Source organism: Streptomyces litchfieldiae, assembly GCF_031845365.1.
GTDB classification, from domain to species: domain Bacteria; phylum Actinomycetota; class Actinomycetes; order Streptomycetales; family Streptomycetaceae; genus Streptomyces; species Streptomyces litchfieldiae.
Genome location: NZ_JAVREL010000004.1, coordinates 298,288 through 319,364, shown reverse-complemented (window position 1 = coordinate 319,364; position 21,077 = coordinate 298,288). Strand labels below are relative to the sequence as shown.

Genomic DNA, 21,077 nt, shown 5'->3' with positions numbered 1-21,077 from the left:
GCGGTGCGCACGGCCTTCGGCCGGGCCGTTTGGGCCCCGGGGCGGGGTTGGTGGCAGCATGGGAGACGTGAGTGCCATCCCCATGGAGATCGAACGCACGGAGTCGGAGCAGGCACCGGCCCGGGAGGCGGCGCCGGACGTCCCATGGGTCACGGTCGTGCACAACGATCCGGTGAATCTCATGAGTTATGTGACCTATGTGTTCCAGACGTATTTCGGCTATCCGAAGGACAAGGCCAAGAAGCTCATGCTGGACGTCCACCACAAGGGCCGTGCGATTGTTTCGCAGGGTAGTCGTGAAGAAATGGAACGGGACGTGCAGGCCATGCACGGATACGGGCTCTGGGCGACGCTTCAGCAGGACCGCTGATGGCCGGGTACTTCGAGCCGGCCGGCGGGCCCGACGGTGGCGCGGCGATCGCGCTGGACGAGGTGGAGATCTCGATTCTGCGCAGTCTCGCCACCCAATTGCTCGAACTGATCGGCCCGGACGGCGGCGTCGCCGAGGGTGAGGATCCGCTGGACGCGCTGTTCGCCGAGGGCCCCAGTGAGCCGCCGGACGACCCCGCGCTGGCGCGGCTGTTCCCCGACGCCTACGGCGAGCCCGGTAAGCCGGTCGACGAGGAGACCCGGCGGTTGTCGGCCGAGTTCCGCCGGTTCACCGAGGGGGATCTGCGGGCGCGCAAGCGCGAGGACCTGCTCGCCCTCGTCACCGGCCTGGACTCCATCCACGCCGAGGCCGGCGCGGCGGGCGCCGGCGGCGCGGTGCTGACGCTCAAGCCCGAGGAGTCCCGGCGGTGGCTCGGCGCGCTGAACGATCTCCGGCTGGCCATCGCCACCAGGCTGGACATCACGGACGACGACGGCACCGAGAAGCTGTTCGACCTACCCGATGATGACCCGAACAAACCAATGGTCATGGCCTATTTCTGGCTCGGTGGCCTCCAGGAATCTCTAGTAGAAACGCTGCTCCCGTGATCTCATGTGATAGGAAGACTGGTCATTCCTGTCCCCCACAGCATGAGGTCACGTCATGGCGAACGGCGAGTCCTGGACCGATGAGGTCGATGAGGCGGTCAATGACGTATTCGAGCCCGTCCGTGATTTCCTGACGGACATCGTCTTCTACGACGTCCGGGTCTTCGACAGCGATTTCCCGCTCATTGTGGGCTGGCTGGTGCTGGCCGGCCTCATATTCACGGGCTACTTCGGCTTCATCCAGTTCCGGTACCTGCGCGTCGCGCTGCGGCTGGTGCGCGGCCGGTACGAGCAGCCGGACGCGCCGGGCGAGGTGACCCACTTCCAGGCCCTGACCTCGGCCGTCTCCGGCACCGTGGGACTCGGCAACATCGCGGGCGTGGCCATCGCCGTCTCCATCGGCGGGCCGGGCGCCACGTTCTGGATGATCCTGTGCGGCCTGCTCGGCATGGCGACCAAGTTCGTCGAGTGCACGCTGGGCGTGAAGTACCGGGAGATCGACGAGAACGGCCGGGTCTCCGGCGGCCCCATGTACTACCTGCGCAAGGGCCTCGCCGAGCGCGGCCTGCCGGGCCTGGGCAAGGTCCTGTCGCTGCTGTCCGCGGTCATGATCCTCTTCTTCGCCTTCTTCGGCGGCAACCTCTTCCAGGTCAACCAGAGCCTGGAGCAGCTCGCCACCGTCACCGAGGACCACACCGGCTTCTTCGACTCCTCCGGCGGCGCCCTGCTGTTCGGCGGTCTGGTCGCCGTGCTGGCCGCCGCGGTCCTGATCGGCGGCATCCGGGCCATCGGCCAGGTCACCAGCCGGCTGGTGCCCGCCATGGCGATCCTCTACGTGACCGCGTGCCTGATGGTGATCCTGTTCAACGCCGGCGACGTGCCCGACGCGATCGGCACGATCGTCGGCGAGGCGTTCCGGCCCGAGGGCGTCACCGGCGGCCTGATCGGCGCGTTGATCATCGGCTTCCAGCGGGCCGCGTTCTCCAACGAGGCCGGGGTCGGCTCGGCGCCGATCGCCCACTCGGCCGTCAAGACCAAGCGCCCCGCCACCGAGGGCCTGGTCGCGCTCATCGAGCCGTTCCTGGACACCGTCCTCATCTGCACCATGACCGCGCTGACCATCGTCGTCGCGGCCGGCCCGGCCTACGAGGAAGCCCGGGACACCGCCGCCGCGGGCGGGGACGTCAGCGGCACCACCGTGGGCATCTCCATCACCTCGGACGCCTTCGAGACGGCGCTGCCCTGGTTCCCCGGGGTGCTGACCTTCGCGGTCTTCCTGTTCGCGTTCTCCACGATCATCACCTGGGGCTACTACGGCCAGAAGGCGTGGCACCACCTCTTCGGCACCGGCCGCGTCACCGACACGATCTACAAGGCGCTGTTCTGCCTGATGATCGTCGCCGGCACGCTGCTGACCCTGGGCACCCTGGTGGACCTGGCCGACGCGTTCCTGTTCATGGCCGCCGTGTGCAACATCATCGGCCTCTACCTGCTCGCCCCCGTGGTGAAGAAGGAGCTGCGGAAGGTGCTGGCCTACGTCCGCCGCCGGGACGCCGGCGACTCCGAGGAGCAGATCGACGCCGACGAGGCCGCCGCCGAGGCCGCGGAGTCCATCACCCTGGCGAAGTAACGCGAGGCGCCGGATTTACGCTGGCTGCATGCTGACCATCTCCCAGGAGCTGCACGACAAGATCGTCGCCCACGCCCGGGCCGATCACCCCGACGAGGCCTGCGGGGTGATCACCGGGCCGGTGGGCAGCGGCCGGCCCGAGCGCTTCGTCCCGATGCTGAACGAGGCCAGGTCGCCCACGTTCTTCCGCTTCGACTCCTACGAACTGCGGGACCTCTACCGGCGGCTGGACGACGACGACGAGGAGATCGTGGTCATCTACCACTCGCACACCGCCACCGAGGCGTACCCCTCGCGTACCGACGTCTCCTACGGCAACGCGAACGACCCGCGCATCCACTGGGTGCTGGTCTCCACCGCCGAGTGCGGAAACGGCGAAGGACCGGTCTCCTTCCGGTCGTTCCTGATCGCCGATGACAAGATCACGGAGGAGGACGTCACCGTCGTCTGAGACGGGAACGTCCGGATGATGAACGACCCCCGGGCGCGGCGGCCGGGAATCGATACGATGAATCCATGGTTCTCCACGACGTGAGCGACGAACGACCGAGCGGACCCCTGCTCGTGGCGCGCCTGCACGTCGATCTGTGCCGCCTCGCCAGCGCCGCGTGTCCAGCGGCTCGCTGATCGCCTCGCCGCAGTCCGTTACGCACCATCCGCCTGTCCTCATCCTGGAGTCCCGATGGCCATCGAGGTCCGCATCCCGACCATCCTCCGCAGCTACACCGACGGCCAGAAGGCCGTGCAGGGCAGCGGGGACACGATCGCCGCGCTGTTCGCGGACCTGGACGCCCACCACCCGGGCATCAAGGACCGCCTGGTGGAGGGCGAGGAGCTGCGCCGCTTCGTCAACGTCTACCTGAACGACGAGGACGTCCGGTTCCTGGACGGCATCGCGACCAGGCTCTCGGATGGTGACAGCGTCACCATCCTCCCGGCCGTCGCCGGGGGCATGCGCTGATGCGCTTCGACTCCCCGCTGGCGGCCGTCGGCAACACTCCGCTGGTGCGGCTGCCGCGCCTGTCCCCGGCCGAGTCCGTGCGGATCTGGGCCAAGCTGGAGGACCGCAATCCGACCGGCTCGGTCAAGGACCGCCCCGCGCTGTTCATGATCGAGCAGGCGGAGAAGGACGGCCGCCTCACCCCCGGCTGCACGATCCTGGAGCCCACCTCGGGCAACACCGGGATCTCGCTGGCGATGGCCGCCCGGCTCAAGGGCTACCGCATCGTCTGCGTGATGCCCGAGAACACCTCCTCCGAGCGGCGCGAGCTGCTGGCCATGTGGGGCGCGGAGATCATCTCCTCGCCCGCCGCCGGCGGTTCGAACACAGCGGTGCGGGTGGCCAAGGAGCTGTCCGCCGAGCACCCCGACTGGGTGATGCTGTACCAGTACGGGAACCCGGACAACGCCGGCGCCCACTACGCCACCACCGGGCCGGAGATCCTGAACGACCTGCCGTCGGTCACGCACTTCGTGGCGGGCCTGGGCACCACCGGCACGCTGATGGGCGTCGGGCGCTATCTGCGCGAGCACCGCCCCGAGGTGCGGATCGTCGCCGCCGAGCCGCGTTACGACGACCTGGTCTACGGCCTGCGGAACCTGGACGAGGGCTTCGTCCCCGAACTCTACGACGAGTCCGTGCTCACCACCCGCTACTCGGTCGGCTCCGCCGACGCCGTCGCCCGTACCCGTGAACTCCTCGCGCAGGAGGGCATCTTCGCGGGCGTCTCCACCGGGGCCGCGCTGCACGCCGCCATCGGCGTGGGCCGCAAGGCGCTCGCGGCGGGCGAGAGCGCGGACATCGTGTTCGTCGTCGCCGACGGCGGCTGGAAGTACCTGTCCACCGGCATCTACACCGCCGCCTCCACGGAGGAGGCGGTCGCCCGCCTGCACGGTCAGCTCTGGGCCTGACCTCCGCTTGAGCCGACCCGGCCCCGACCCGTTCCGGGGCCGGTCGGCCTCACGCACCGTCGCCGCGCGGGCACGTAAAGTGCGGTCGCGTGACCGTGCGCAGCTACTCCCGTTTCCCGTCGGGTGCCGAGCAGACCGTCTGGACCAGGATCACCGCCCGGGACTCCCTGGCCCGGCGGCTGGACTGGCCGCTCCTCACCTCCGCCGTGACCCTGTCGCTGATGGGCACCCTGCTGGTGTACTCCGCGACCCGGGGGCGCACCGATCTCAACCAAGGTGAGCCGGAGTACTTCCTGGTGCGCCACTTCTTCAACGTGGCCATCGGGGCGGGGCTCGCCGCGCTGACCGTCTGGCTCGGCCACATCCGGCTGCGCACCGCCGTGCCCGTGCTGTACGCGCTGTCCGTGCTGCTGTGCCTGCTGGTCCTCAGCCCGCTGGGCTCCACGGTCAACGGCTCCCGAAGCTGGATCCAGCTCGGCGGCGGCTTCGCGTTCCAGCCCTCCGAACTGGTGAAGGTCGGCGTCCTGCTGGCCATGGCCACGCTGCTCGCCGCGCCGCTGGAGAGCGACGGGCGCCAGCGTCCGGACGGCCGCTCGGTGGTCCAGGCGCTGCTGCTGGCCGCCATTCCCACCGTGCTGATCATGCTGATGCCGGACGTCGGGCAGACGATGGTGATCGCGGCGATCGCGCTGGGCGCGCTGCTCGCGTCCGGCACCGGCCGCCGCTGGATCCTGGGGCTGATGGCGCTCGGCCTGGTGGGGGCGCTGACGGTGTGGCAGATCGGGCTGCTGGACGAGTACCAGATCAACCGGTTCGCCGCGTTCGCGAACCCGGCGCTGGACCCGGCCGGTGTCGGCTACAACACCAACCAGGCCCGGATCGCGATCGGTTCGGGCGGCCTGACCGGACAGGGGCTGTTCCACGGCAGCCAGACGACCGGTCAGTTCGTGCCCGAGCAGCACACCGACTTCATCTTCACGGTCGTCGGCGAGGAGCTGGGCTTCCTCGGCGCGGGCCTGGTGGTCCTGCTGATCGGCGTGGTGCTGTGGCGCGGCTGCCGGATCGCGGCCCACGCGCCGGATGTGTACGGAACGATCGTGGCCGTCGGGATTGTGACGTGGGTCGCGTTCCAGAGCTTCCAGAACATGGGGATGGCGCTGGGGATCATGCCGGTCACCGGGCTTCCGCTGCCGTTCCTGTCGTACGGCGGTTCGTCGATGTTCGCCATGTGGATCGCCGTTGGTCTTCTGCTGGCCATCCGCATTCGGTCTCGCAGCAGGATGTGACCGGACGGCGATCGGGCGCGATCCCGTGCCGGTCGGGCGGGTGCCCGGACCCGGCCGGGGGCCGTCGCCCGCGCTGGTGATTCCGCCCACAACCCGGGCCGCACAAGGAGCAGGCCGGGCAGTTGCGTCTTACAGTCGTTCGAACCCCACTACGGAGGTTCCCCCTTTCATGAAGCTCACCGTCGTCGGCTGCTCGGGATCCTTCCCGTCCGCGGACTCGGCCTGCTCCAGCTACCTCATCGAGGCCGAGGGCTACCGGCTGCTCCTTGACATGGGCAATGGCGCCCTCGGCGAGCTGCAAAAGTACTGCGGGCTGTACGACATCGACGCCATCGCGATCAGCCACCTGCACCCCGACCACTGCATCGACATGTGCGGCTACTTCGTGGCCCGCTACTACCGCCACGAGGGCGGCCGGTGCGACCAGGTCCCCGTGTACGGGCCCGAGGGGACCGAGCGGCGGCTGACGACGGCCTACGCCGACACCCCCTCGGAGAAGTCGATGAGCGAGGTGTTCGACTTCCGCACGCTGAGTGACGGGGGCGTTCTCGAACTCGGCCCGCTGCGGGTGACGACCCGGCGGGTCACGCACCCGGTGGAGACGTTCGGCTTCCGCGTGGAGCACGAGGGGCGGGCGTTCTGCTACTCCGGCGACAGCGGGCGGTGCGACAGCCTGGCCTCGCTGGCCCGGAACGCGGACCTGTTCCTGTGCGAGGCGTCGTTCACCCATGGCAAGGAGGACCTGCCCGAGGTGCATCTCAACGGCCGGCAGGCCGGGGAGTGCGCCCGCGCGGCGGAGGCGGAGCGGCTCGTGCTCACCCACATCCCGCCGTGGACGGACGCCCAGGTGAACCTGTGCGACGCGAAGGCGGTCTTCGGCGGCGCGGTCGAACTGGCCCGCCCGGGTGCGGTCTACGACATATAAACCCCCTCCGCCGACGGGCTAGGCTCGCTGGCATGTCTCGTATCGACGGCCGCGCGGCCGACCAGCTCCGTCCTGTCACCATCGAACGCGGCTGGAGCAAGCACGCCGAAGGCTCCGTCCTCGTCTCGTTCGGGGACACCCGGGTGCTGTGCACCGCGAGTGTGACCGAGGGCGTGCCGCGCTGGCGGCGCGGCGGGGGCGAGGGGTGGGTGACGAGCGAGTACGCGATGCTGCCGCGCGCCACCAACACCCGGGGCGACCGCGAGTCCGTGCGTGGCAAGATCGGCGGCCGGACGCACGAGATCTCCCGGCTCATCGGCCGTTCGCTGCGCGCCGTCATCGACTTCAAGGCGCTGGGCGAGAACACCGTGGTGCTCGACTGCGACGTGCTCCAGGCCGACGGCGGCACCCGGACCGCCGCCATCACCGGCGCGTTCGTCGCGCTCGCCGACGCCGTCGCCTGGGGGCAGCGGCAGAAGCTCATCCGGCCCCGGGCACAGCCGCTGACCGGCGCCGTCTCCGCCGTCAGCGTCGGCATCATCGACGGCGTGCCCATGCTCGACCTGGCCTACGAGGAGGACGTGCGCGCCGAGACCGACATGAACGTCGTCTGCACCGGCGACGGCAACTTCGTCGAGGTTCAGGGCACCGCGGAGGGCAAGCCGTTCGCCCGGGCCGAGCTCGACGCGCTGCTCGACCTCGCGGTGGCCGGCTGCGCGCGGCTCGACGAGGCGCAGCGTGCCGCCCTCGCGGGCGGGTAGGCATGAGGGGAGAACAGGGGAGGAAACGGTGAAGTCAGCGAAGTTCGCCGCGTCGGCGGCGGTGCTCACCATGGTGTCCGCGGGGGTCACGACGGGCTGCGACCTTCAGCAGGCGGTGGACTGCGCCCGCCTCGCGCTGGAGGTGGCGAGCAGCGTCGAGCACCTGGAGCAGGCAGCGGGGAGCGACGACCCGACCGCCATCGTGGACGCCGCGGACGCGGTGGTCGACGACCTGAGCGAGTTGCGGGACAGCGTTGACGACGAGGACGTCCGGGACGCGGCGAACTCCGTGGAGGAGGCGGTGGAGAGCATCCGCGGCGGCGTCGTGGACGGCACCGAGGTCGATCTCACACCGCTGGGCGACGCGGCCGCCTCGCTGACCGACGTCTGCTCTCCCTGACCTCGGGCCGGTCGTTCGTAATCACGGACGGCTCCCAGAATTTCGAACCAAACCCTTGACGCGCCGCCAAACGCCTCCTTAGCGTGTCCGCACTTCGGTTGACTGCGTTGTCAACCGGCTGTGACTGGCAAGGGAGCTGGTGGTGACGGGACGGGTCTCGATGGCGGATGTCGCCCGCAGCGCGGGGGTCTCGCAGAAGACCGTCTCCCGCGTCGTCAACGGCGAACCGCATGTCAGCCCGGCCCTGCGGGAGCGCGTTCTGCGCGAGATAGAACGGCTCGGCTTCCAGCCCGACGAGACCGCCCGCGCCCTGGTCACCCGCCGGTCCCGGCGCATCGGCATCGTCACCACCCGCATCTCCTACTTCGGGCCGGCCTCCCTGCTGCGCGACCTGGAGCACGCCGCCCGCGCCGCCGGGTACTTCGTGAGCATCGTCCACGCCGACGCGGACGACGAGGCCGAGGCCGAGCACTCGGTCCGCCACCTGCTGCGGCAGGGCGTCGACGGCATCGCCGTCTCCTCCCCGGTCGGCCTGGTCGACCCGGCCACCCTGGTGCCCGCCGGCCTTCCCCTGCTCCTCATGCGCTACCCCGAGGACCCGTTCCCCAGCACCCCCGCCGGGGACCGCGTGGTCGTGGTGGGCAACGACGACGTCGGCGGCGCGCGCCAGGCCACCGCGTACCTGCTGGGCCTCGGCCACCGGACCGTGCACCACATCGCCGGACCCCCCGGCTGGCCCGTCACCGCGCAGCGGATCCGGGGCTGGCGGGACGCCCTGCGAGCCGCCGGCGTCGCCGAGACGCCCGTCCGGCACGGCGACTGGAGCGCCGCCTCCGGCTTCCGGGCCGCCCGCGAGCTGCTCGACGAGACGGGCGAACGGCCGCCGACCGCGCTGTTCGTCGCGAACGACCAGATGGCCATCGGCGTGCTCCACGCCATCGAACGCGCCGGCCGGCGCGTGCCCGACGACATCAGCGTCATCGGTTTCGACGACATCCCGGAGGCCGCCTACCTCTCCGTTCCGCTCTCCACCCTCAGACAGGACTTCGCCGAGATGGCCCGGCAGGGCATGCGACGGCTCATCTCGGCCATCGACGGCTCCCCGGGCCCCACCCCCGGGGCGCGGATCCCCACGGAACTGGTGGTGCGCGCCAGCACCGCCGCCCCACCCGGTCGGACGACGCAAGCAAGCCGAGCAAGCGAGGAACGACGATGATCCGACGACAACCACCCGACATATCCCGCCGCCAACTGCTCCGCATGGGCGGCGGCCTGGGCGCGGCCGGCCTGCTCGGCGGCGCGCTGAGCGGCTGCGCCCGGACCGCGGACGCCGAGCCGCTGACCTCCGGGAGCGTCGATCTGGCCTTCTGGACCCACGACCAGGCGTATGTCGACTTCTTCCAGGTCGCCGCCGACAACGCGATGGCCGCGGGCACCGGCCCGTTCCGCTGGACCCTGAACGACACTCGCACCGGCGCCACCGACATCGTGACCAAGACCATCGCCCAGGCCATCGCCGGCCGCGGCACCCCCGACGTGGCCGGCCTGGAGATCGGCGCGTTCCCCCGGCTGCTGCGCGGCGACCTCGCCGCCGAGCTGCTCCAGCCACTGAACGACGCCGTCGCCGATGTGCGGGACGACCTGCTCCCCTCGCGCACCGCCCCGTTCACCAAGGACGACAACCTCTACGCGCTGGACTCCGACTCGCCGCTGGTCGTCTACTACTACCGCGAGACCGAGTTCGACCGGGTCGGCCTGCCCACCGACCTCGGCACCTGGGACGAGCTGGCCGAGGCCGCCGCCGCCGTCCGCCGGCAGCACGACGTGTGCCTCGGCGCGGTCACCGTCGGCAGCGAACTCGGCCAGGTCGTCCAGGGGTTCGACATGCTGCTGATGCAGCGCGGCGGACGGCTGTTCAACGAGGACGGCACCATCGCCATCGAGTCCCCCGAGGCGGAGGAGACGCTGGCGTTCCTGGTCCGCGGTGTGCAGGAGGGCTATGTCGCCACCGTCTCCGACTACTTCGGGCCCTCGATGCAGGCAGCGCTCAAGTCCGGCCAGCTCATCGGCCAGTGGATGGCGACCTGGTACAAGATCTACGGCCTGGTGCCCAACGTCCCCGAGCACGAGGGGGAGTGGCGGATCCGGCCGCTGCCCGCGTTCCCCGGCGGCGGGGGCCGCACCTCGTTCACCGGCGGCACCGGGTTCGCCGCGCTGCGCGGCAAGGAGAACACCCTCGCCGGCGTCGAGCTGATCAAGGCCGCCTACCTCACCCCCGAGGAACAGGTGCGCCGCTACCTCGACCTGGGCTATCTGCCGACCCTGCGGTCCGTCTTCGAGGACCCCCAGCTCCTCGGCATCGAGGACCAGTACTGCGGCGGCCAGCGGATGTTCGAGGTCTACCGGGACGTCATCGACGAGGCCCCCGTCTTCTACCTCAGCGCCGACAAGCCGATCCTCGACACGGTGCTCAGCGGCTACCTGCTCCGGGCCTACAACGGAGACCTCTCGCCGCGCGAGGCGCTGGCCCGCGCCGCCGAGGACTTCCGCGGCCAGACCCGCTCGTCCCGCTCGTAAAGGACCCCCGATGACCTCCCTCTCGGCCCGTCCGGACGGCAAGCGCCGGCAACTCGCGCCCTACGCGTTCATCGCCCCCTTCTACATCCTGTACGCCCTGTTCATGATCGTCCCGATCGGGGCCGGCATCTACCTGTCCATGACCGACTGGGTCGGCCTCGGCACACCCGAGTTCGTCGGCCTGGACAACTTCGCCGACCTCGCCCGGGACACCAGCTTCCACAAGGCCCTCGGCAACTCGCTGATCTACGTCCTCATCAGCATCTTCGTCGTGGTGCCCGCCGCGCTGCTCATCGCCCAGGCGCTCAACACCAAGGGACTGCGCGCCCGCGACCTGTTCCGGGTCACCTTCTTCATCCCCATGGTGCTCTCGCCCATCGTGATCGCCCTGGTCTACAGCCTGCTGCTGGACCGCGACTACGGCCTGCTCAACTCGGTGCTGCGCGCCCTCTTCGGCGCCGGGAACACCAACTGGCTGGGCGACCCCACCCTGGCCAAGGTCTCCGTCGGCTTCGTGATGCTCTGGCGCTGGGTCGGCTACCTCACCATCTTCTTCCTGGCCGGTCTCCAGGCCGTGCCCAAGGAGCGCTACGAGGCCGCCCAGCTCGACGGCGCCGGCATGTGGCGCACGTTCACCGCGGTGACGCTGCCCGGCATCCGGCCGGTGACCGCGTTCATCGTCGTCACCTCGTTCATCGGCGCCGCCCAGATCTTCGACGAGCCGTTCCTCATCACCGGCGGCGGGCCGGGCGAGGAAACGCTGTCGGTGGCCATGTTCGTCTACCGCGCGGCCTTCGACCGCCAGCAGTTCGGCTACGCCGCCGCAGCCGGACTCGTCCTGTTCGTCATCGTCTTCGGGATCAGCCAGGTCCTGAACCGGCTGCTGTCCATCGGGAGGACCTCATGACCGCGGCGACCCCGCCCGCGAACCGCCCCCGGCGGCAGGGCTCGATACCGGGCCGGATAGCGCTCTACGCCACCCTGTCCGTGCTGCTGCTCGTCTTCATCGCGCCGATGATCTGGGCCGTCAGCGGCTCGTTCAAGCTGCGCGGCGACATCTTCGAATACCCGCCGAAGCTCATTCCGTCCCCCGCCACCCTCGACAACTTCCGCAATCTGCTGGACGGCGAGCCGTTCTGGAACTGGTTCTTCATCAGCGTGACCACCGCGCTGATCGCCACCGCCATCGCCGTCTTCGTCTGCGCCCTGGCCGGATTCGCCTTCGCCAAATACCGGTTCGCCGGGAAACGCCTGCTGTTCTCGGTGATGTTCAGCTCGCTGTCGGTGCCGTTCGCGGTGATCCTCGTCCCGCTGTTCGTGCTGATCGTGAAATCCGGGCTGTCCAATCCCTGGTTCGCCCTGATCGTGCCCTGGGTGGCGCCCGCGTTCGGCATCTTCATGATGCAGCAATACATCATCCAGTCGATCCCGGACGAAATCCTGGAGGCGGCCCGCATCGACGGCGCCACCGAATTCGGCATCTTCCTGCGCGTCGTGCTGCCGCTGCTGCGACCGCCGCTCGGGGCGCTCGCCGTCTGGCAGTTCCTCCAGAGCTACAACCACTTCCTGTGGCCGCTGGTGCTCATCTCCGAGACCGACAACTACACCGTTCCGCTCGGCCTCAACATCCTCTTCAAGGCCGAGAACCGCTCGTTCGACCTGGTGCTGCCCGGCGCGGTGCTCGCCTCCGTGCCGACCATCCTCGTCTTCCTGCTGCTGCGCAAGCAGCTCCTGGAAGGTCTCTCCACCGGCGCCGTCAAGGGCTGAAAGGACAACCGACACCCATGCGCTACCTCCCCCGCCAGGTCCTCTTCGGCGCGGCCTACTACCACGAGTACCAGCCCGTCCCGCGGCTGGAGAAGGACCTCGACCTCATGCGCGAGGCCCACTTCAGCGTGATCCGGGTCGGTGAATCCGTCTGGTCCACCTGGGAGCCCGAGGACGGCGTCTTCGACCTCGACTGGCTGCGCCCGGTCCTGGACGGCGCCCACGAGCGCGGCATCTCCGTGATCCTGGGCACCCCCACCTACGCCGTGCCGCCCTGGCTGGCCCGCGCCCACCCCGAGATCAACGCCGAGCGCCGCACCGGCCAGCCCATGGGCTGGGGCATCCGGCAGGAGATCGACTACACCAACCCCGCGTTCCTCTTCCACGCCGAACGCGTCATCCGCAAGATCGTCGCCCACTACGCCGACCACCCGGCCGTCATCGGCTACCAGGTCGACAACGAGCCGGGCAACGAGATCTTCTTCAACCACGGCGTCTTCCAGCGCTTCGTCGACCACCTGCGCCGCACCTACGGCTCGGTCGAGGAGATCAACGAGCGCTGGGGGCTCACCTACTGGTCGCACCGCCTGTCCACCTGGGCCGACCTGTGGACCCCCGACGCCAACGGCCAGCCCCAGTACGACCTGGCCTGGCGCCGCTTCCAGGCCGGGCTCACCACCGACTTCATCGGCTGGCAGGCCGACATCGTGCGCGAGTACGCCCGCCCCGACCAGTTCGTCACGACCTGCATCTCCTACGAACGCCCCACCGTCAAGGACGACGACCTCACCCGCCGCCTCGACATCACCGCCGGCAACCCCTACTACCGGATGCAGGACTCCCTCGCTCTGCCCGACACCAACACCGCCGAGCAGAGCTGGACCACCCACGGCACCTGGTCCCTCTACGCCACCGCCGACCGGATGTACGCCTCCCGCCAGGAGCCGTACCTCGTCACCGAGACCAACGCCCAGGCGATCGGCGGCCCCTGGGTCAACGAGCCCGCCTACGACGGCCAGTGGCGGCAGGTCGCCTGGGCCATGGTCTCCCGCGGCGCCACCATGATCGAGTACTGGCACTGGCACACCCTGCACTACGGCACCGAGACGTACTGGGGCGGCATCCTCCCGCACAGCCTGGAGCCCGGCCGCGTCTACGAGCAAATAGCCGAACTGGGCGGGGAGTTCGCGCGCGCCGGGGAGCTCGTCGCCGGGCTGACGCCGGACGCCGACGTGGCGCTCGTCCACTCCCATGACACCAAGTGGGCGCTGGAGGGCGCGCCCATGCTCCACCACCCCGACGGCAGCCCCGACCGCGGCTCCTACCGGGCGGTGTTCGACGCCTTCTGCCGCGGCGCCTTCGACGCGGGGCTCCAGTCCCGCATCCTGCACCCCGGGCAGCTCTTCGCCGGCGACCCCGCCGAGTTCGCCGCCCGGCAGCCGCTGCTGGTCGCGGCCGGGCTGCTGGTGGCCGACGACGACCAGTTGCGGTGGCTGGAGGCGTACGCGGCGGCCGGCGGCCACCTGGTGCTCGGCATCCACACCGGCTACGGCGACGAGGAGGTCCGCGCCCGGCTGGAGACCAAGCCCGCGTTCCTCACCGAGGCCGCCGGGCTGTCCTACGACGAGTTCTCCACGATCGAGGCGCCGCTGCCCGTGCTGGCCCCGGCCGGATCCCCGCTGGAACTCCCCGAGGACACCCGCGCCACGCGGTGGATCGACGGCCTCAAACCCGCCGACGCGGAGACCCTCGCGGTCTACGAGCACCCGCACTTCAGCCGGTGGCCGGCCGTCACCACCCGCCGCCACCACGCCGGGCGTGTCACCTACGTCGGCACGGTGCCCGACCCGGCGCTGGCCGCCGCGGTGCTGCGCTGGTGCGCCCCGGCCGGTGATGGGGGTACCTCCCAGACGGAGTCCGGGGGAGAGGGTTGGCGCCCGGCGGCCGACAGCCAGACCGTCACCGGCGCCACCGCGCAGGACGGCACGCGGCTGCGCTTCGTCCACAACTGGGCCTGGCTGCCCAGCACCTTCCCGCTGCCCGCCGCGGTCACCGACGTGCTCTCCGGCGAGGAGCTGGCGGCCGGCGAGCGGCTGACCCTCGGCCCCTGGGACGTCCGCGTCCTGGCGGAGCGGGCCTGACGGGCGGGCGAGGGCTGAGGCGTCGCATGCGGCGGGCATCGCCCATAATCGCCGCATGCAACGTCTCGTCCTCGCCACCCGCAACGCCCACAAGGTCGCCGAGCTGCGCGCCATCCTGGCCGCCGAGGCCGGCCTCGACGTCGAACTCGTCGGCGCCGACGCCTTTCCCGACGTCCCCGACGTCAAGGAGACCGGCGTCACCTTCGGGGAGAACGCGCTGCTCAAGGCGCACGCCCTCGCCCGGGCGACCGGGCTGCCGGCCGTCGCCGACGACTCCGGCCTGTGCGTGGACGTCCTCGGCGGCGCGCCCGGCATCTTCTCCGCCCGCTGGGCCGGCCGGCACGGCGACGACCGGGCCAACCTGGAGCTGCTCCTCGCCCAGCTCGCCGACGTGCCCGACGCGCACCGCGGCGCGCACTTCGCCTGCGCCGCCGCCCTCGCGCTGCCCGACGGCACCGAGCGCGTCACCGAGGGCCAACTGCGCGGCACGCTCCGGTACGCCCCGGCCGGCAGCGGCGGCTTCGGCTACGACCCGATCCTCCAGCCCGACGGCGACACCCGCACCTGCGCCGAGCTGACGCCCGAGGAGAAGAACGCCATCAGCCACCGCGGGCTGGCCTTCCGCGCCCTCGCCCCGCTGGTGCGCGAACTGCTCAGCGCGCCCCGGTGAGATACGCGGACACCACGACGTTCGCCGAATAGGCGCGCTCGCGCGGGTCGAACGTGCCGCCGCAGGTGATCAGCCGCAGCTCGGCCGCCCCCGCCCGGCGCGGCCCGTAGACCCGCGCCGCGTCGAACTCGCCGCGTTCCACGACCTCCACCTCGCTGACCGTGAACGCGGCGACGCTGCCGTCCTCCCGCGTCACCCGCACCGCGCTGCCCGGTTCCACCGTGCTGAGCGCGTAGAACACCGCGGGCTCCGTCTCGGTGTCCACGTGCCCCACCAGCACAGCCGCGCCCACGGCGCCCGGCGTCGGCCCGCCCGCGTACCAGCCGACCAGCCCGGGGCTGTCGAACGGCGGCGGCTCCACCCCGCCCGCGTCGTCCACCCCGCGCGGCAGCACCTCGGCGCGCACGCCGATCGCGTCGATCTCCACCAGGCTCGGCGCCGGGGCCCCGGCCAGCGGCGCGGCGGGCGGCGGCAGCGCGTTCCCCACGCCGGCCCGGGCCCCGGCCGTCGCCGTTCCACCGCCGGGCAGCGCCGTCGGCCCCAGCCCCCCTTCCGTCAGATCCCGGCCCCACAGCCACAGGCCGAGCAGCAGCAGCCCCCACGTCACTGCCGGGGCCAGGCGACCGCCGCCCGAGGCGCGCGGCTCGCCGGCCGGCATCATCTCTCCCGCGCGTGCAGCCGCCAGACCGCCAGCAGCGCGCCGCCGGCCAGCGCGCCCGACAGCAGCGTGAGCCCGGCCGTGCCCGCCGTGCCGTGCGCGTCCGCGGCCTCGCCGGCCGTGCCGCCACCGCCCGCGCGCACCGGGCCGGTGGGGTGTTCGGGGCGGGCCGGCTGGTCCGGGCCGCCCGGGTGCTCGGTGTGCCCCGGCTGGCTCGGACCGCCCGGGCGTTCGGTGTGCCCCGGCTGGCTCGGACCGCCCGGGCGTTCGGTGTGCCCCGGCGGCTCGGGGCGCTCGGACTCGCCCAGCCGCTCCGACGGTTGGTGCCCGGGGTGCCCGTCGCCGTGCCGCGCGGTGACGAGGAGCCGCCCGGTGACCTCGCCGCCCCGCGCGTCGCACGCCACCTCGACCGGGTGCGCGCCGGGCTCGGCCGTGGACCGCACCAGGGCGTCGCCGGCCAGCGTGCCGCCCGTGCCCGGCGCCAGCCGCACCTCGCCGGTGAGCGCCCCCGAGCGCGCCGTTCCGGAGTCGCCCGCGCAGCCCAGCACGCTCAGTTCGACCTCGTCCCCGGGCCGGGGGTTGACCGGCGTGACGTGCACACCGACCCGGCCCCCGCCGTCCTCGGCGACGGCGACGGCCGGCGCGGCACCCACGGCGGCGAACGCGACGGCCGTCGCGCACAGCGACATCCTCAGTGGGGAGAGCTTGTTGGCGCAGGCGATGCCCATGGTGAACCTCCGGGTCGTTACCCGTCGAAGGTCTCCCGGCTCACCGGGGGCCGCATCCGCAGCGCGCCCCGCTTAGCCCGGACGGGGCGGCGCACCGCCCGGTCGGTCTCAGCCCCTGTCAGATCTTGTCGACGAGATCCGCGATCGAGTCCACCACGGCGGACGGCCGGAACGGGAAACGGTCCACATCTCCCGGCGCGGTCAGCCCGGTCAGCACCAGGAACGTCTCCATCCCCGCCTCCAGACCCGCCAGCACATCGGTGTCCATCCGGTCCCCGACCATGGCGCTGGTCTCCGAGTGCGCCCCGATCATGTTGAGCCCGGTGCGCATCATCAGCGGGTTGGGCTTGCCCACGAAGTACGGGTCGCGGCCGGTGGCCTTGGTGATCAGCGCCGCCACCGAACCGGTCGCGGGCAGCGCCCCCTCCGCCGAGGGCCCGGTGTGGTCCGGGTTCGTCGCGATGAACCGCGCGCCCCCGTTGATCAGCCGGATCGCCTTGGTCAGCGCCTCGAAGCTGTACGTCCGCGTCTCGCCCAGCACCACGTAGTCCGGCGCCACATCGCTGAGCACATAGCCGACGTCGTGCAGCGCGGTGGTGAGCCCCGCCTCGCCGATCACATAGGCGGTGCCGCCCGGCCGCTGGATGTCCAGGAACTGCGCGGTCGCCAGCGCCGAGGTCCAGATGCTCTCCACCGGCACCTCCAGACCCATCCGGTGCAGCCGGGCCTGGAGATCGCGCCGGGTGTAGATCGAGTTGTTCGTCAGCACGAGGAACGGCTTCCCCGACTCCTGGAGCCGCTTCAGGAAGCGGTCCGCGCCGGGAACCGGCACCCCCTCATGAATGAGGACGCCGTCCATGTCGGTCAGCCAGGACTCGATCGGCTTGCGCTCTGCCACGTCGATGGGCTCCTCTACAGGTCCAGATCTCTGATCAGCTTCGCCACGTGCCCGGTGGCCCTGACGTTGTACAGCGCCTGGGCCACCGTGCCGTCCTCGTCGACGACGAAGGTCGAACGGATCACGCCCGTCACCTTTTTCCCGTACATCGTCTTCTCCCCGAAGGCGCCGTACGCCTGGAGGACCTTCTTCTCCGGATCGCTGACCAGGGTGACCGTCAGCCCTTCCTTGGCGCGGAACTTCGCCAGCTTCTCCGGGGCGTCCGGGGAGACGCCGATGACGTCGTAACCGGCGGTCGTGAGGAGCTGGAGGTTGTCCGTGAAGTCGCACGCCTGCTTGGTGCAGCCAGGGGTGAGCGCGGCCGGGTAGAAGTACACGATGACCTTGCGCCCCGCGTGGTCGCCCAGCGACACCGGCTTCCCGTCGGCGTCCGGCAGGGTGAAGGCGGGCGCCGGATCACCCGGCTGCAAACGCACGCTCATGGCGGCTCCTCGTCGTTCGGTCTCCACTCGCGCCGCCCAGCCTAAACGGGGGATCCGGCGGGCGACCCGCCGAGTGAGCTGACACACTGTGCGGTAAACCGACGAGGACGGAGGCGCGAGCGTGCCGGAAGCAGCCGAGACCCCCGCGGAGATCCAGGCCCGGATCGCCCGGCGGCGGCAGGACCTGAAGACGACGCTGGAGGAGATCGGTGTCCGTGTCCACCCCAGCACCGTCGTGGGCGACGCCCGGGCTCGCGTGGCTGCCACCGTCGACCACACCGCGGGCCGGGCGTTCGTCGCGGTGAACCGCGCCGTCAGCGGCGTCCGCGCCCAGCTCGTCTCGCCGGAGGGCACCCCCCGGCTGGACCGGGTGATCCCCGCCGCCGTGTTGACGGTCGCCGTCGCCGGCCTGCTCGTTCTGTCCTCCCGCCGCCGCCGGCGCTGAGTCGTTCCGGCCCGGTCCCGCGGCACCCGTTCCCGCATTCCTGAGATACGGTCATCACGTGAGTTCCCACCCCACCCACGACAAGCTGCCTATCCGGATGCTGCACGACCGGGTGCTGGTCCGGGCCGACACCGCCGAGGGCGAACGCCGCTCCTCCGGCGGCATCGTCATTCCGGCAACGGCCCAGGTCGGCCGCCGTCTTGACTGGGCCGAGGTGGTCGCCGTCGGACAGAACGTCCGCACGGTCGAGGCGGGCGACCGCGTGCTCTACGACCCCGAGGACCGCGCCGAGGTCGAGGTCCGCGGCGTGTCGTACATCCTCATGCGGGAACGCGACCTGCACGCCGTGGCCGCCGAGCGCCTCCAGGGCAGCGAGGACTCCACGGGGCTCTACCTCTAGTCAGGTTCCGCGGTGTTCGGCGGTGCTGTCTGCGGCAGTGCGGCGGCCTGCGCCGTGGCGGCCCCCGTGTCCTGCGGCGGCCCGGGCGACTCGGCCGGACCCGGCTCCCCCGGCTCCCCCGGTTCTCCGGGTGGCGTGGGCGACGGGCCCGGCGCGGCGGGTTCGGTGGGGGCCGTGGGCTCCCCGGTCGGCACCGGCGTCTCCTCGCCCCGGTCGGCGGGCGGCTCGGCCGTCTCCTCCGGAACCTCGTTCTCGTCCTCGTCTTCCTGGGGCTCGTCGGGCTCCGGTTCCGTTCCGGTGTCCGCGCCCGGCTCCTCGCTCGGCGTCACATCGGGCACCGGCTCGTCCGCGTCCAGGTCGAAGTCCCGCACCGGCTCGCCGCGCAGCGCGTCCTTCGTGTACTGCCCCCAGATCTGCGCCGGGAAGCCGCCGCCGCTGATCCGTTCCAGCCCGGCCGCCCCGTACAGCTCCCGCTGCTCGCCGCTGACCGAGTCCTGGCCGAACACCCCGACCACGGTGACCAGTTCCGGGGTGTACCCGGCGAACCAGGCCGCCCGGTCCTGCTCCGCCGTGCCCGTCTTCCCGGCCGCCGGGCGGTCGGCCGCGCGCGCGGCGGTGCCGGTGCCCTGATCGACCACGCTGCGCAGCACCGCCGTGGTGCCGTCCGCCGCCTCCCGGGAGATCACGCGCTTGGTGCGCGAGGGCGGCAGCGGCAGCTTCCTGCCCTGGCGCACCACCTCGTCCACCAGCGTCAGCGGCCGGTGCTCGCCGTGCGCGGCCAGCGTCGCGTACGCCTGCGCCAGATCCAGCGTGCTCGGCGTGGCCGTGCCCAGCGAGATCGACCCCTGGGCCGAGTCCAGGTCCGGCGTGGACTCCGGAATGCCCAGGGCCACCGCCGTTTCCCGGACCCGGGAGGGGCCGACGTCCGCGCCCATCTGCGCGAAGACCGAGTTGACGGACTTGTCCATCGCCTCGGTCACGGAGATGTCGCCGTAGTCCTCGTCGCCCTCGTTCTCCGGCGACCAGCCGGTGCCGTCGCCGTCCCGGTCCAGGACCTCCCGGCCGCTGTCGCCGTCGTACTCGGTGTCCGGGCCGATCCGTTCCCCGTCATGCGTCTCGGAGCGGTGCTCCAGCGCGGCGGCGTAGACGATCGGCTTGAACGTGGACGCCGCCTGGTAGTCGCGGCGGGTGGCGTTGTTCACGAACTGGAGCGTGTAGTCCCGGCCGCCGTACATCGCCACCACCCGGCCGGTCTCCGGATCCGCCGAGGTGGCGCCCGCCCGTACCCAGGTGTCCTGTTCGCGGTCCCCGCTCAGCGCGGCCTCCAACTGGTCGCGCACCGCGTCGGTGATGGCGCGCTGGCGGTCCGGTTCGATGGTCGTGGTGATGCGGTAGCCGCCCTGCGCGAGCTGCTGTTCGTCGGCGATGCCGTTCTCCGTGAGGTAGGCGTTGACCGCCTCCACCAAGTAGCCGCGCTCGCCCGCCAGTCCGGAGTCGGTGGCGAGGGGGTCCGGGCGCGGGAAGGACATCCGCTTCCGTTCCCGCTCGCTCAGCCAGCCCTCGGAGACCATGCCGGAGAGCACGTACTCCCAGCGGGCGACGGCCTCGTCGGTGTTCTGCGGATTGGCGCGCACGTCGTAGGAGTTGGGCGCGTTGAGCAGGGCCGCGAGGTAGGCGCCCTCGGCGGTGGTCAGTTCGTCGGCGTTCTTGCCGTAGTACGCCTGCGCCGCCGACTGGATGCCATAGGCGTTGCGGCCGAAGTAGCTGGTGTTGAGGTAGCCCTCCAGGATCTCGTCCTTGCTCACCTCGCGGCCCAGCTTGACCGAGATGAACAGCTCCTTGACCTTCCGGGTCACCGTCTGCCGCTGGTCCAGGTAGTAGTTCTTCACATATTGCTGGGTGATCGTCGAGCCGGACTGCCGGCCGCCGCCGCGCAGCATGTTCCACGCGGCGCGGGCCATGGCCGTGACGTCCACCGCCGGATCGGAGTAGAAGCCGCGGTCCTCGGCGGCCAGCACCGCGTGCCGCACGGCCCTGGGGACCTGGGACAGCGGCACGTTCTCCCGGTTGACCTCGCCCACCCGGGCGAGCTGTGAGCCGTCCGCGTAGAGATAGACGTTGCCCTGGGCCGCCGCCGCGGACTTCGGCTCCGGGATCTCCACCAGCAGATAGCCGGCGATCAGCGCCCCGAACAGCACCACGAACCCCGTCAGCGTCGCCCCCAGCACCATCCGCCAGGTCGGGACCAGCCGCCGCCAGCCGGTGCGGCGACGCCGCGGCGGGCGCGGCGGCAGCGCTCCTCTGGACGGCCACCCGGGCCACCGGCCGGCGCTGTGTGCGGGCTCGCTCTGGTCGCTCACGGTGCGGTGTCTGTCCCATCTGTCCGGTTGGAGACACTGTCGCACCGTGCGTAACGAACC

General features: G+C 71.4%; 24 protein-coding genes. 19 read left to right on the top strand and 5 right to left on the bottom strand.

The genetic code is table 11. The features are described from left to right. Nucleotides 1-58: 58 nt before the first annotated feature. From clpS to rdgB, 17 genes are all read left to right on the top strand, one after another. On the top strand, nt 59-370 hold the full coding sequence (clpS, locus tag RM590_RS10185) for an ATP-dependent Clp protease adapter ClpS (protein ID WP_311704108.1): 312 nt from the start codon (nt 59-61) through the stop codon (nt 368-370). Then, the gene (locus RM590_RS10180; protein ID WP_311704106.1) at nt 370-978 is read left to right on the top strand and encodes a DUF2017 domain-containing protein; all 609 of its coding nucleotides are present in this window, start codon (nt 370-372) and stop codon (nt 976-978) included. Before clpS ends, RM590_RS10180 begins: the two co-directional genes overlap by 1 nt. Before the next feature lie 55 nt (nt 979-1,033). Beyond that, on the top strand, nt 1,034-2,608 hold the full coding sequence (locus RM590_RS10175) for an alanine/glycine:cation symporter family protein (protein ID WP_311704105.1): 1,575 nt from the start codon (nt 1,034-1,036) through the stop codon (nt 2,606-2,608). Between the two features lie 28 nt (nt 2,609-2,636). Further along, complete coding sequence (locus RM590_RS10170) at nt 2,637-3,059, top strand: M67 family metallopeptidase (protein WP_311704104.1); 423 nt, start codon at nt 2,637-2,639, stop codon at nt 3,057-3,059. A 65-nt stretch (nt 3,060-3,124) separates the two neighbouring features. Further along, on the top strand, nt 3,125-3,235 hold the full coding sequence (locus tag RM590_RS10165; RefSeq protein ID WP_311704103.1) for a putative leader peptide: 111 nt from the start codon (nt 3,125-3,127) through the stop codon (nt 3,233-3,235). A gap of 55 nt (nt 3,236-3,290) precedes the next feature. Beyond that, nucleotides 3,291-3,569, top strand: a complete 279-nt coding sequence (locus tag RM590_RS10160) for a MoaD/ThiS family protein (protein ID WP_311704102.1) — start codon at nt 3,291-3,293, stop codon at nt 3,567-3,569. Continuing rightward, entirely contained in the window at nt 3,569-4,519 is a 951-nt protein-coding gene (locus RM590_RS10155; RefSeq protein ID WP_311704101.1) for a PLP-dependent cysteine synthase family protein, read from the top strand. The genes RM590_RS10160 and RM590_RS10155 overlap by 1 nt, the downstream gene beginning before the upstream one ends. Nucleotides 4,520-4,608: 89 nt before the next feature. Continuing rightward, on the top strand, nt 4,609-5,805 hold the full coding sequence (rodA, locus tag RM590_RS10150; protein WP_311704100.1) for a rod shape-determining protein RodA: 1,197 nt from the start codon (nt 4,609-4,611) through the stop codon (nt 5,803-5,805). Between the two features lie 169 nt (nt 5,806-5,974). After that, on the top strand, nt 5,975-6,730 hold the full coding sequence (locus RM590_RS10145; RefSeq protein WP_311704099.1) for an MBL fold metallo-hydrolase: 756 nt from the start codon (nt 5,975-5,977) through the stop codon (nt 6,728-6,730). 32 nt (nt 6,731-6,762) lie between these two features. Then, the gene (rph, locus tag RM590_RS10140; protein WP_311704098.1) at nt 6,763-7,491 is read left to right on the top strand and encodes a ribonuclease PH; all 729 of its coding nucleotides are present in this window, start codon (nt 6,763-6,765) and stop codon (nt 7,489-7,491) included. 28 nt (nt 7,492-7,519) lie between these two features. After that, on the top strand, nt 7,520-7,891 hold the full coding sequence (locus RM590_RS10135) for a hypothetical protein (RefSeq protein ID WP_311704097.1): 372 nt from the start codon (nt 7,520-7,522) through the stop codon (nt 7,889-7,891). A 142-nt stretch (nt 7,892-8,033) separates the two neighbouring features. Next, complete coding sequence (locus tag RM590_RS10130; RefSeq protein ID WP_311704096.1) at nt 8,034-9,107, top strand: LacI family DNA-binding transcriptional regulator; 1,074 nt, start codon at nt 8,034-8,036, stop codon at nt 9,105-9,107. Then, entirely contained in the window at nt 9,104-10,468 is a 1,365-nt protein-coding gene (locus tag RM590_RS10125; RefSeq protein WP_311704095.1) for an ABC transporter substrate-binding protein, read from the top strand. Before RM590_RS10130 ends, RM590_RS10125 begins: the two co-directional genes overlap by 4 nt. Before the next feature lie 10 nt (nt 10,469-10,478). Continuing rightward, complete coding sequence (locus tag RM590_RS10120) at nt 10,479-11,375, top strand: carbohydrate ABC transporter permease (protein ID WP_311704094.1); 897 nt, start codon at nt 10,479-10,481, stop codon at nt 11,373-11,375. Further along, nucleotides 11,372-12,235: a carbohydrate ABC transporter permease gene (locus tag RM590_RS10115; protein WP_311704093.1), complete on the top strand. Its 864-nt coding sequence runs from the start codon at nt 11,372-11,374 to the stop codon at nt 12,233-12,235. Before RM590_RS10120 ends, RM590_RS10115 begins: the two co-directional genes overlap by 4 nt. A 17-nt stretch (nt 12,236-12,252) precedes the next feature. Beyond that, nucleotides 12,253-14,376 carry a beta-galactosidase gene (locus RM590_RS10110; RefSeq protein WP_311704092.1) on the top strand — a complete coding sequence of 708 codons (2,124 nt, stop codon included), beginning with the start codon at nt 12,253-12,255 and terminating at the stop codon, nt 14,374-14,376. A gap of 55 nt (nt 14,377-14,431) precedes the next feature. Then, nucleotides 14,432-15,046 carry an RdgB/HAM1 family non-canonical purine NTP pyrophosphatase gene (gene rdgB / locus RM590_RS10105; protein WP_311704091.1) on the top strand — a complete coding sequence of 205 codons (615 nt, stop codon included), beginning with the start codon at nt 14,432-14,434 and terminating at the stop codon, nt 15,044-15,046. Here rdgB and RM590_RS10100 read toward each other — a convergent pair. The 4 genes from RM590_RS10100 to bcp all read right to left on the bottom strand — a co-directional run bounded on the left by RM590_RS10100 (nt 15,030) and on the right by bcp (nt 17,812). Further along, a complete protein-coding gene (locus RM590_RS10100; protein ID WP_311704189.1) occupies nt 15,030-15,704 on the bottom strand; it encodes a class F sortase in 675 nt (224 codons plus the stop codon). The two genes, rdgB and RM590_RS10100, sit on opposite strands and share 17 nt — an antisense overlap. Then, nucleotides 15,704-16,432 (bottom strand): hypothetical protein, encoded by a 729-nt coding sequence (locus RM590_RS10095; RefSeq protein WP_311704090.1) that lies wholly within the window; start codon nt 16,430-16,432, stop codon nt 15,704-15,706. Before RM590_RS10095 ends, RM590_RS10100 begins: the two co-directional genes overlap by 1 nt. A gap of 118 nt (nt 16,433-16,550) precedes the next feature. Beyond that, a complete protein-coding gene (locus RM590_RS10090) occupies nt 16,551-17,330 on the bottom strand; it encodes an HAD-IIA family hydrolase (RefSeq protein WP_311704089.1) in 780 nt (259 codons plus the stop codon). 14 nt (nt 17,331-17,344) lie between these two features. Further along, nucleotides 17,345-17,812, bottom strand: coding sequence for a thioredoxin-dependent thiol peroxidase (bcp, locus tag RM590_RS10085; RefSeq protein WP_311704088.1), 468 nt, complete (start codon nt 17,810-17,812; stop codon nt 17,345-17,347). A gap of 121 nt (nt 17,813-17,933) precedes the next feature. On the opposite strand from bcp, the gene RM590_RS10080 reads away from it, so the two are divergent. Together RM590_RS10080 and RM590_RS10075 are read left to right on the top strand one after the other, a co-directional pair. Next, nucleotides 17,934-18,257, top strand: coding sequence for a DUF3618 domain-containing protein (locus RM590_RS10080; protein ID WP_311704087.1), 324 nt, complete (start codon nt 17,934-17,936; stop codon nt 18,255-18,257). A gap of 97 nt (nt 18,258-18,354) precedes the next feature. Beyond that, complete coding sequence (locus tag RM590_RS10075) at nt 18,355-18,657, top strand: GroES family chaperonin (RefSeq protein ID WP_311704188.1); 303 nt, start codon at nt 18,355-18,357, stop codon at nt 18,655-18,657. Here the strand turns inward: RM590_RS10075 and RM590_RS10070 are convergent. Beyond that, nucleotides 18,654-21,017: a transglycosylase domain-containing protein gene (locus RM590_RS10070; protein WP_394813839.1), complete on the bottom strand. Its 2,364-nt coding sequence runs from the start codon at nt 21,015-21,017 to the stop codon at nt 18,654-18,656. The two genes, RM590_RS10075 and RM590_RS10070, sit on opposite strands and share 4 nt — an antisense overlap. Nucleotides 21,018-21,077: the final 60 nt, after the last annotated feature.

What these genes read in the sequence shown, in the direction of transcription:
- clpS (WP_311704108.1), top strand. Translation starts at nt 59, where the DNA reads ATGGGAGACGTGAGTGCCATCCCCATGGAGATCGAACGCACGGAGTCG.
- RM590_RS10180 (WP_311704106.1), top strand. Translation starts at nt 370, where the DNA reads ATGGCCGGGTACTTCGAGCCGGCCGGCGGGCCCGACGGTGGCGCGGCG.
- RM590_RS10175 (WP_311704105.1), top strand. Translation starts at nt 1,034, where the DNA reads ATGGCGAACGGCGAGTCCTGGACCGATGAGGTCGATGAGGCGGTCAAT.
- RM590_RS10170 (WP_311704104.1), top strand. Translation starts at nt 2,637, where the DNA reads ATGCTGACCATCTCCCAGGAGCTGCACGACAAGATCGTCGCCCACGCC.
- RM590_RS10165 (WP_311704103.1), top strand. Translation starts at nt 3,125, where the DNA reads ATGGTTCTCCACGACGTGAGCGACGAACGACCGAGCGGACCCCTGCTC.
- RM590_RS10160 (WP_311704102.1), top strand. Translation starts at nt 3,291, where the DNA reads ATGGCCATCGAGGTCCGCATCCCGACCATCCTCCGCAGCTACACCGAC.
- RM590_RS10155 (WP_311704101.1), top strand. Translation starts at nt 3,569, where the DNA reads ATGCGCTTCGACTCCCCGCTGGCGGCCGTCGGCAACACTCCGCTGGTG.
- RM590_RS10145 (WP_311704099.1), top strand. Translation starts at nt 5,975, where the DNA reads ATGAAGCTCACCGTCGTCGGCTGCTCGGGATCCTTCCCGTCCGCGGAC.
- rph (WP_311704098.1), top strand. Translation starts at nt 6,763, where the DNA reads ATGTCTCGTATCGACGGCCGCGCGGCCGACCAGCTCCGTCCTGTCACC.
- RM590_RS10125 (WP_311704095.1), top strand. Translation starts at nt 9,104, where the DNA reads ATGATCCGACGACAACCACCCGACATATCCCGCCGCCAACTGCTCCGC.
- RM590_RS10120 (WP_311704094.1), top strand. Translation starts at nt 10,479, where the DNA reads ATGACCTCCCTCTCGGCCCGTCCGGACGGCAAGCGCCGGCAACTCGCG.
- RM590_RS10115 (WP_311704093.1), top strand. Translation starts at nt 11,372, where the DNA reads ATGACCGCGGCGACCCCGCCCGCGAACCGCCCCCGGCGGCAGGGCTCG.
- RM590_RS10110 (WP_311704092.1), top strand. Translation starts at nt 12,253, where the DNA reads ATGCGCTACCTCCCCCGCCAGGTCCTCTTCGGCGCGGCCTACTACCAC.
- rdgB (WP_311704091.1), top strand. Translation starts at nt 14,432, where the DNA reads ATGCAACGTCTCGTCCTCGCCACCCGCAACGCCCACAAGGTCGCCGAG.
- RM590_RS10100 (WP_311704189.1), bottom strand. Translation starts at nt 15,704, where the DNA reads ATGCCGGCCGGCGAGCCGCGCGCCTCGGGCGGCGGTCGCCTGGCCCCG.
- RM590_RS10095 (WP_311704090.1), bottom strand. Translation starts at nt 16,432, where the DNA reads ATGGGCATCGCCTGCGCCAACAAGCTCTCCCCACTGAGGATGTCGCTG.
- bcp (WP_311704088.1), bottom strand. Translation starts at nt 17,812, where the DNA reads ATGAGCGTGCGTTTGCAGCCGGGTGATCCGGCGCCCGCCTTCACCCTG.
- RM590_RS10075 (WP_311704188.1), top strand. Translation starts at nt 18,355, where the DNA reads ATGCTGCACGACCGGGTGCTGGTCCGGGCCGACACCGCCGAGGGCGAA.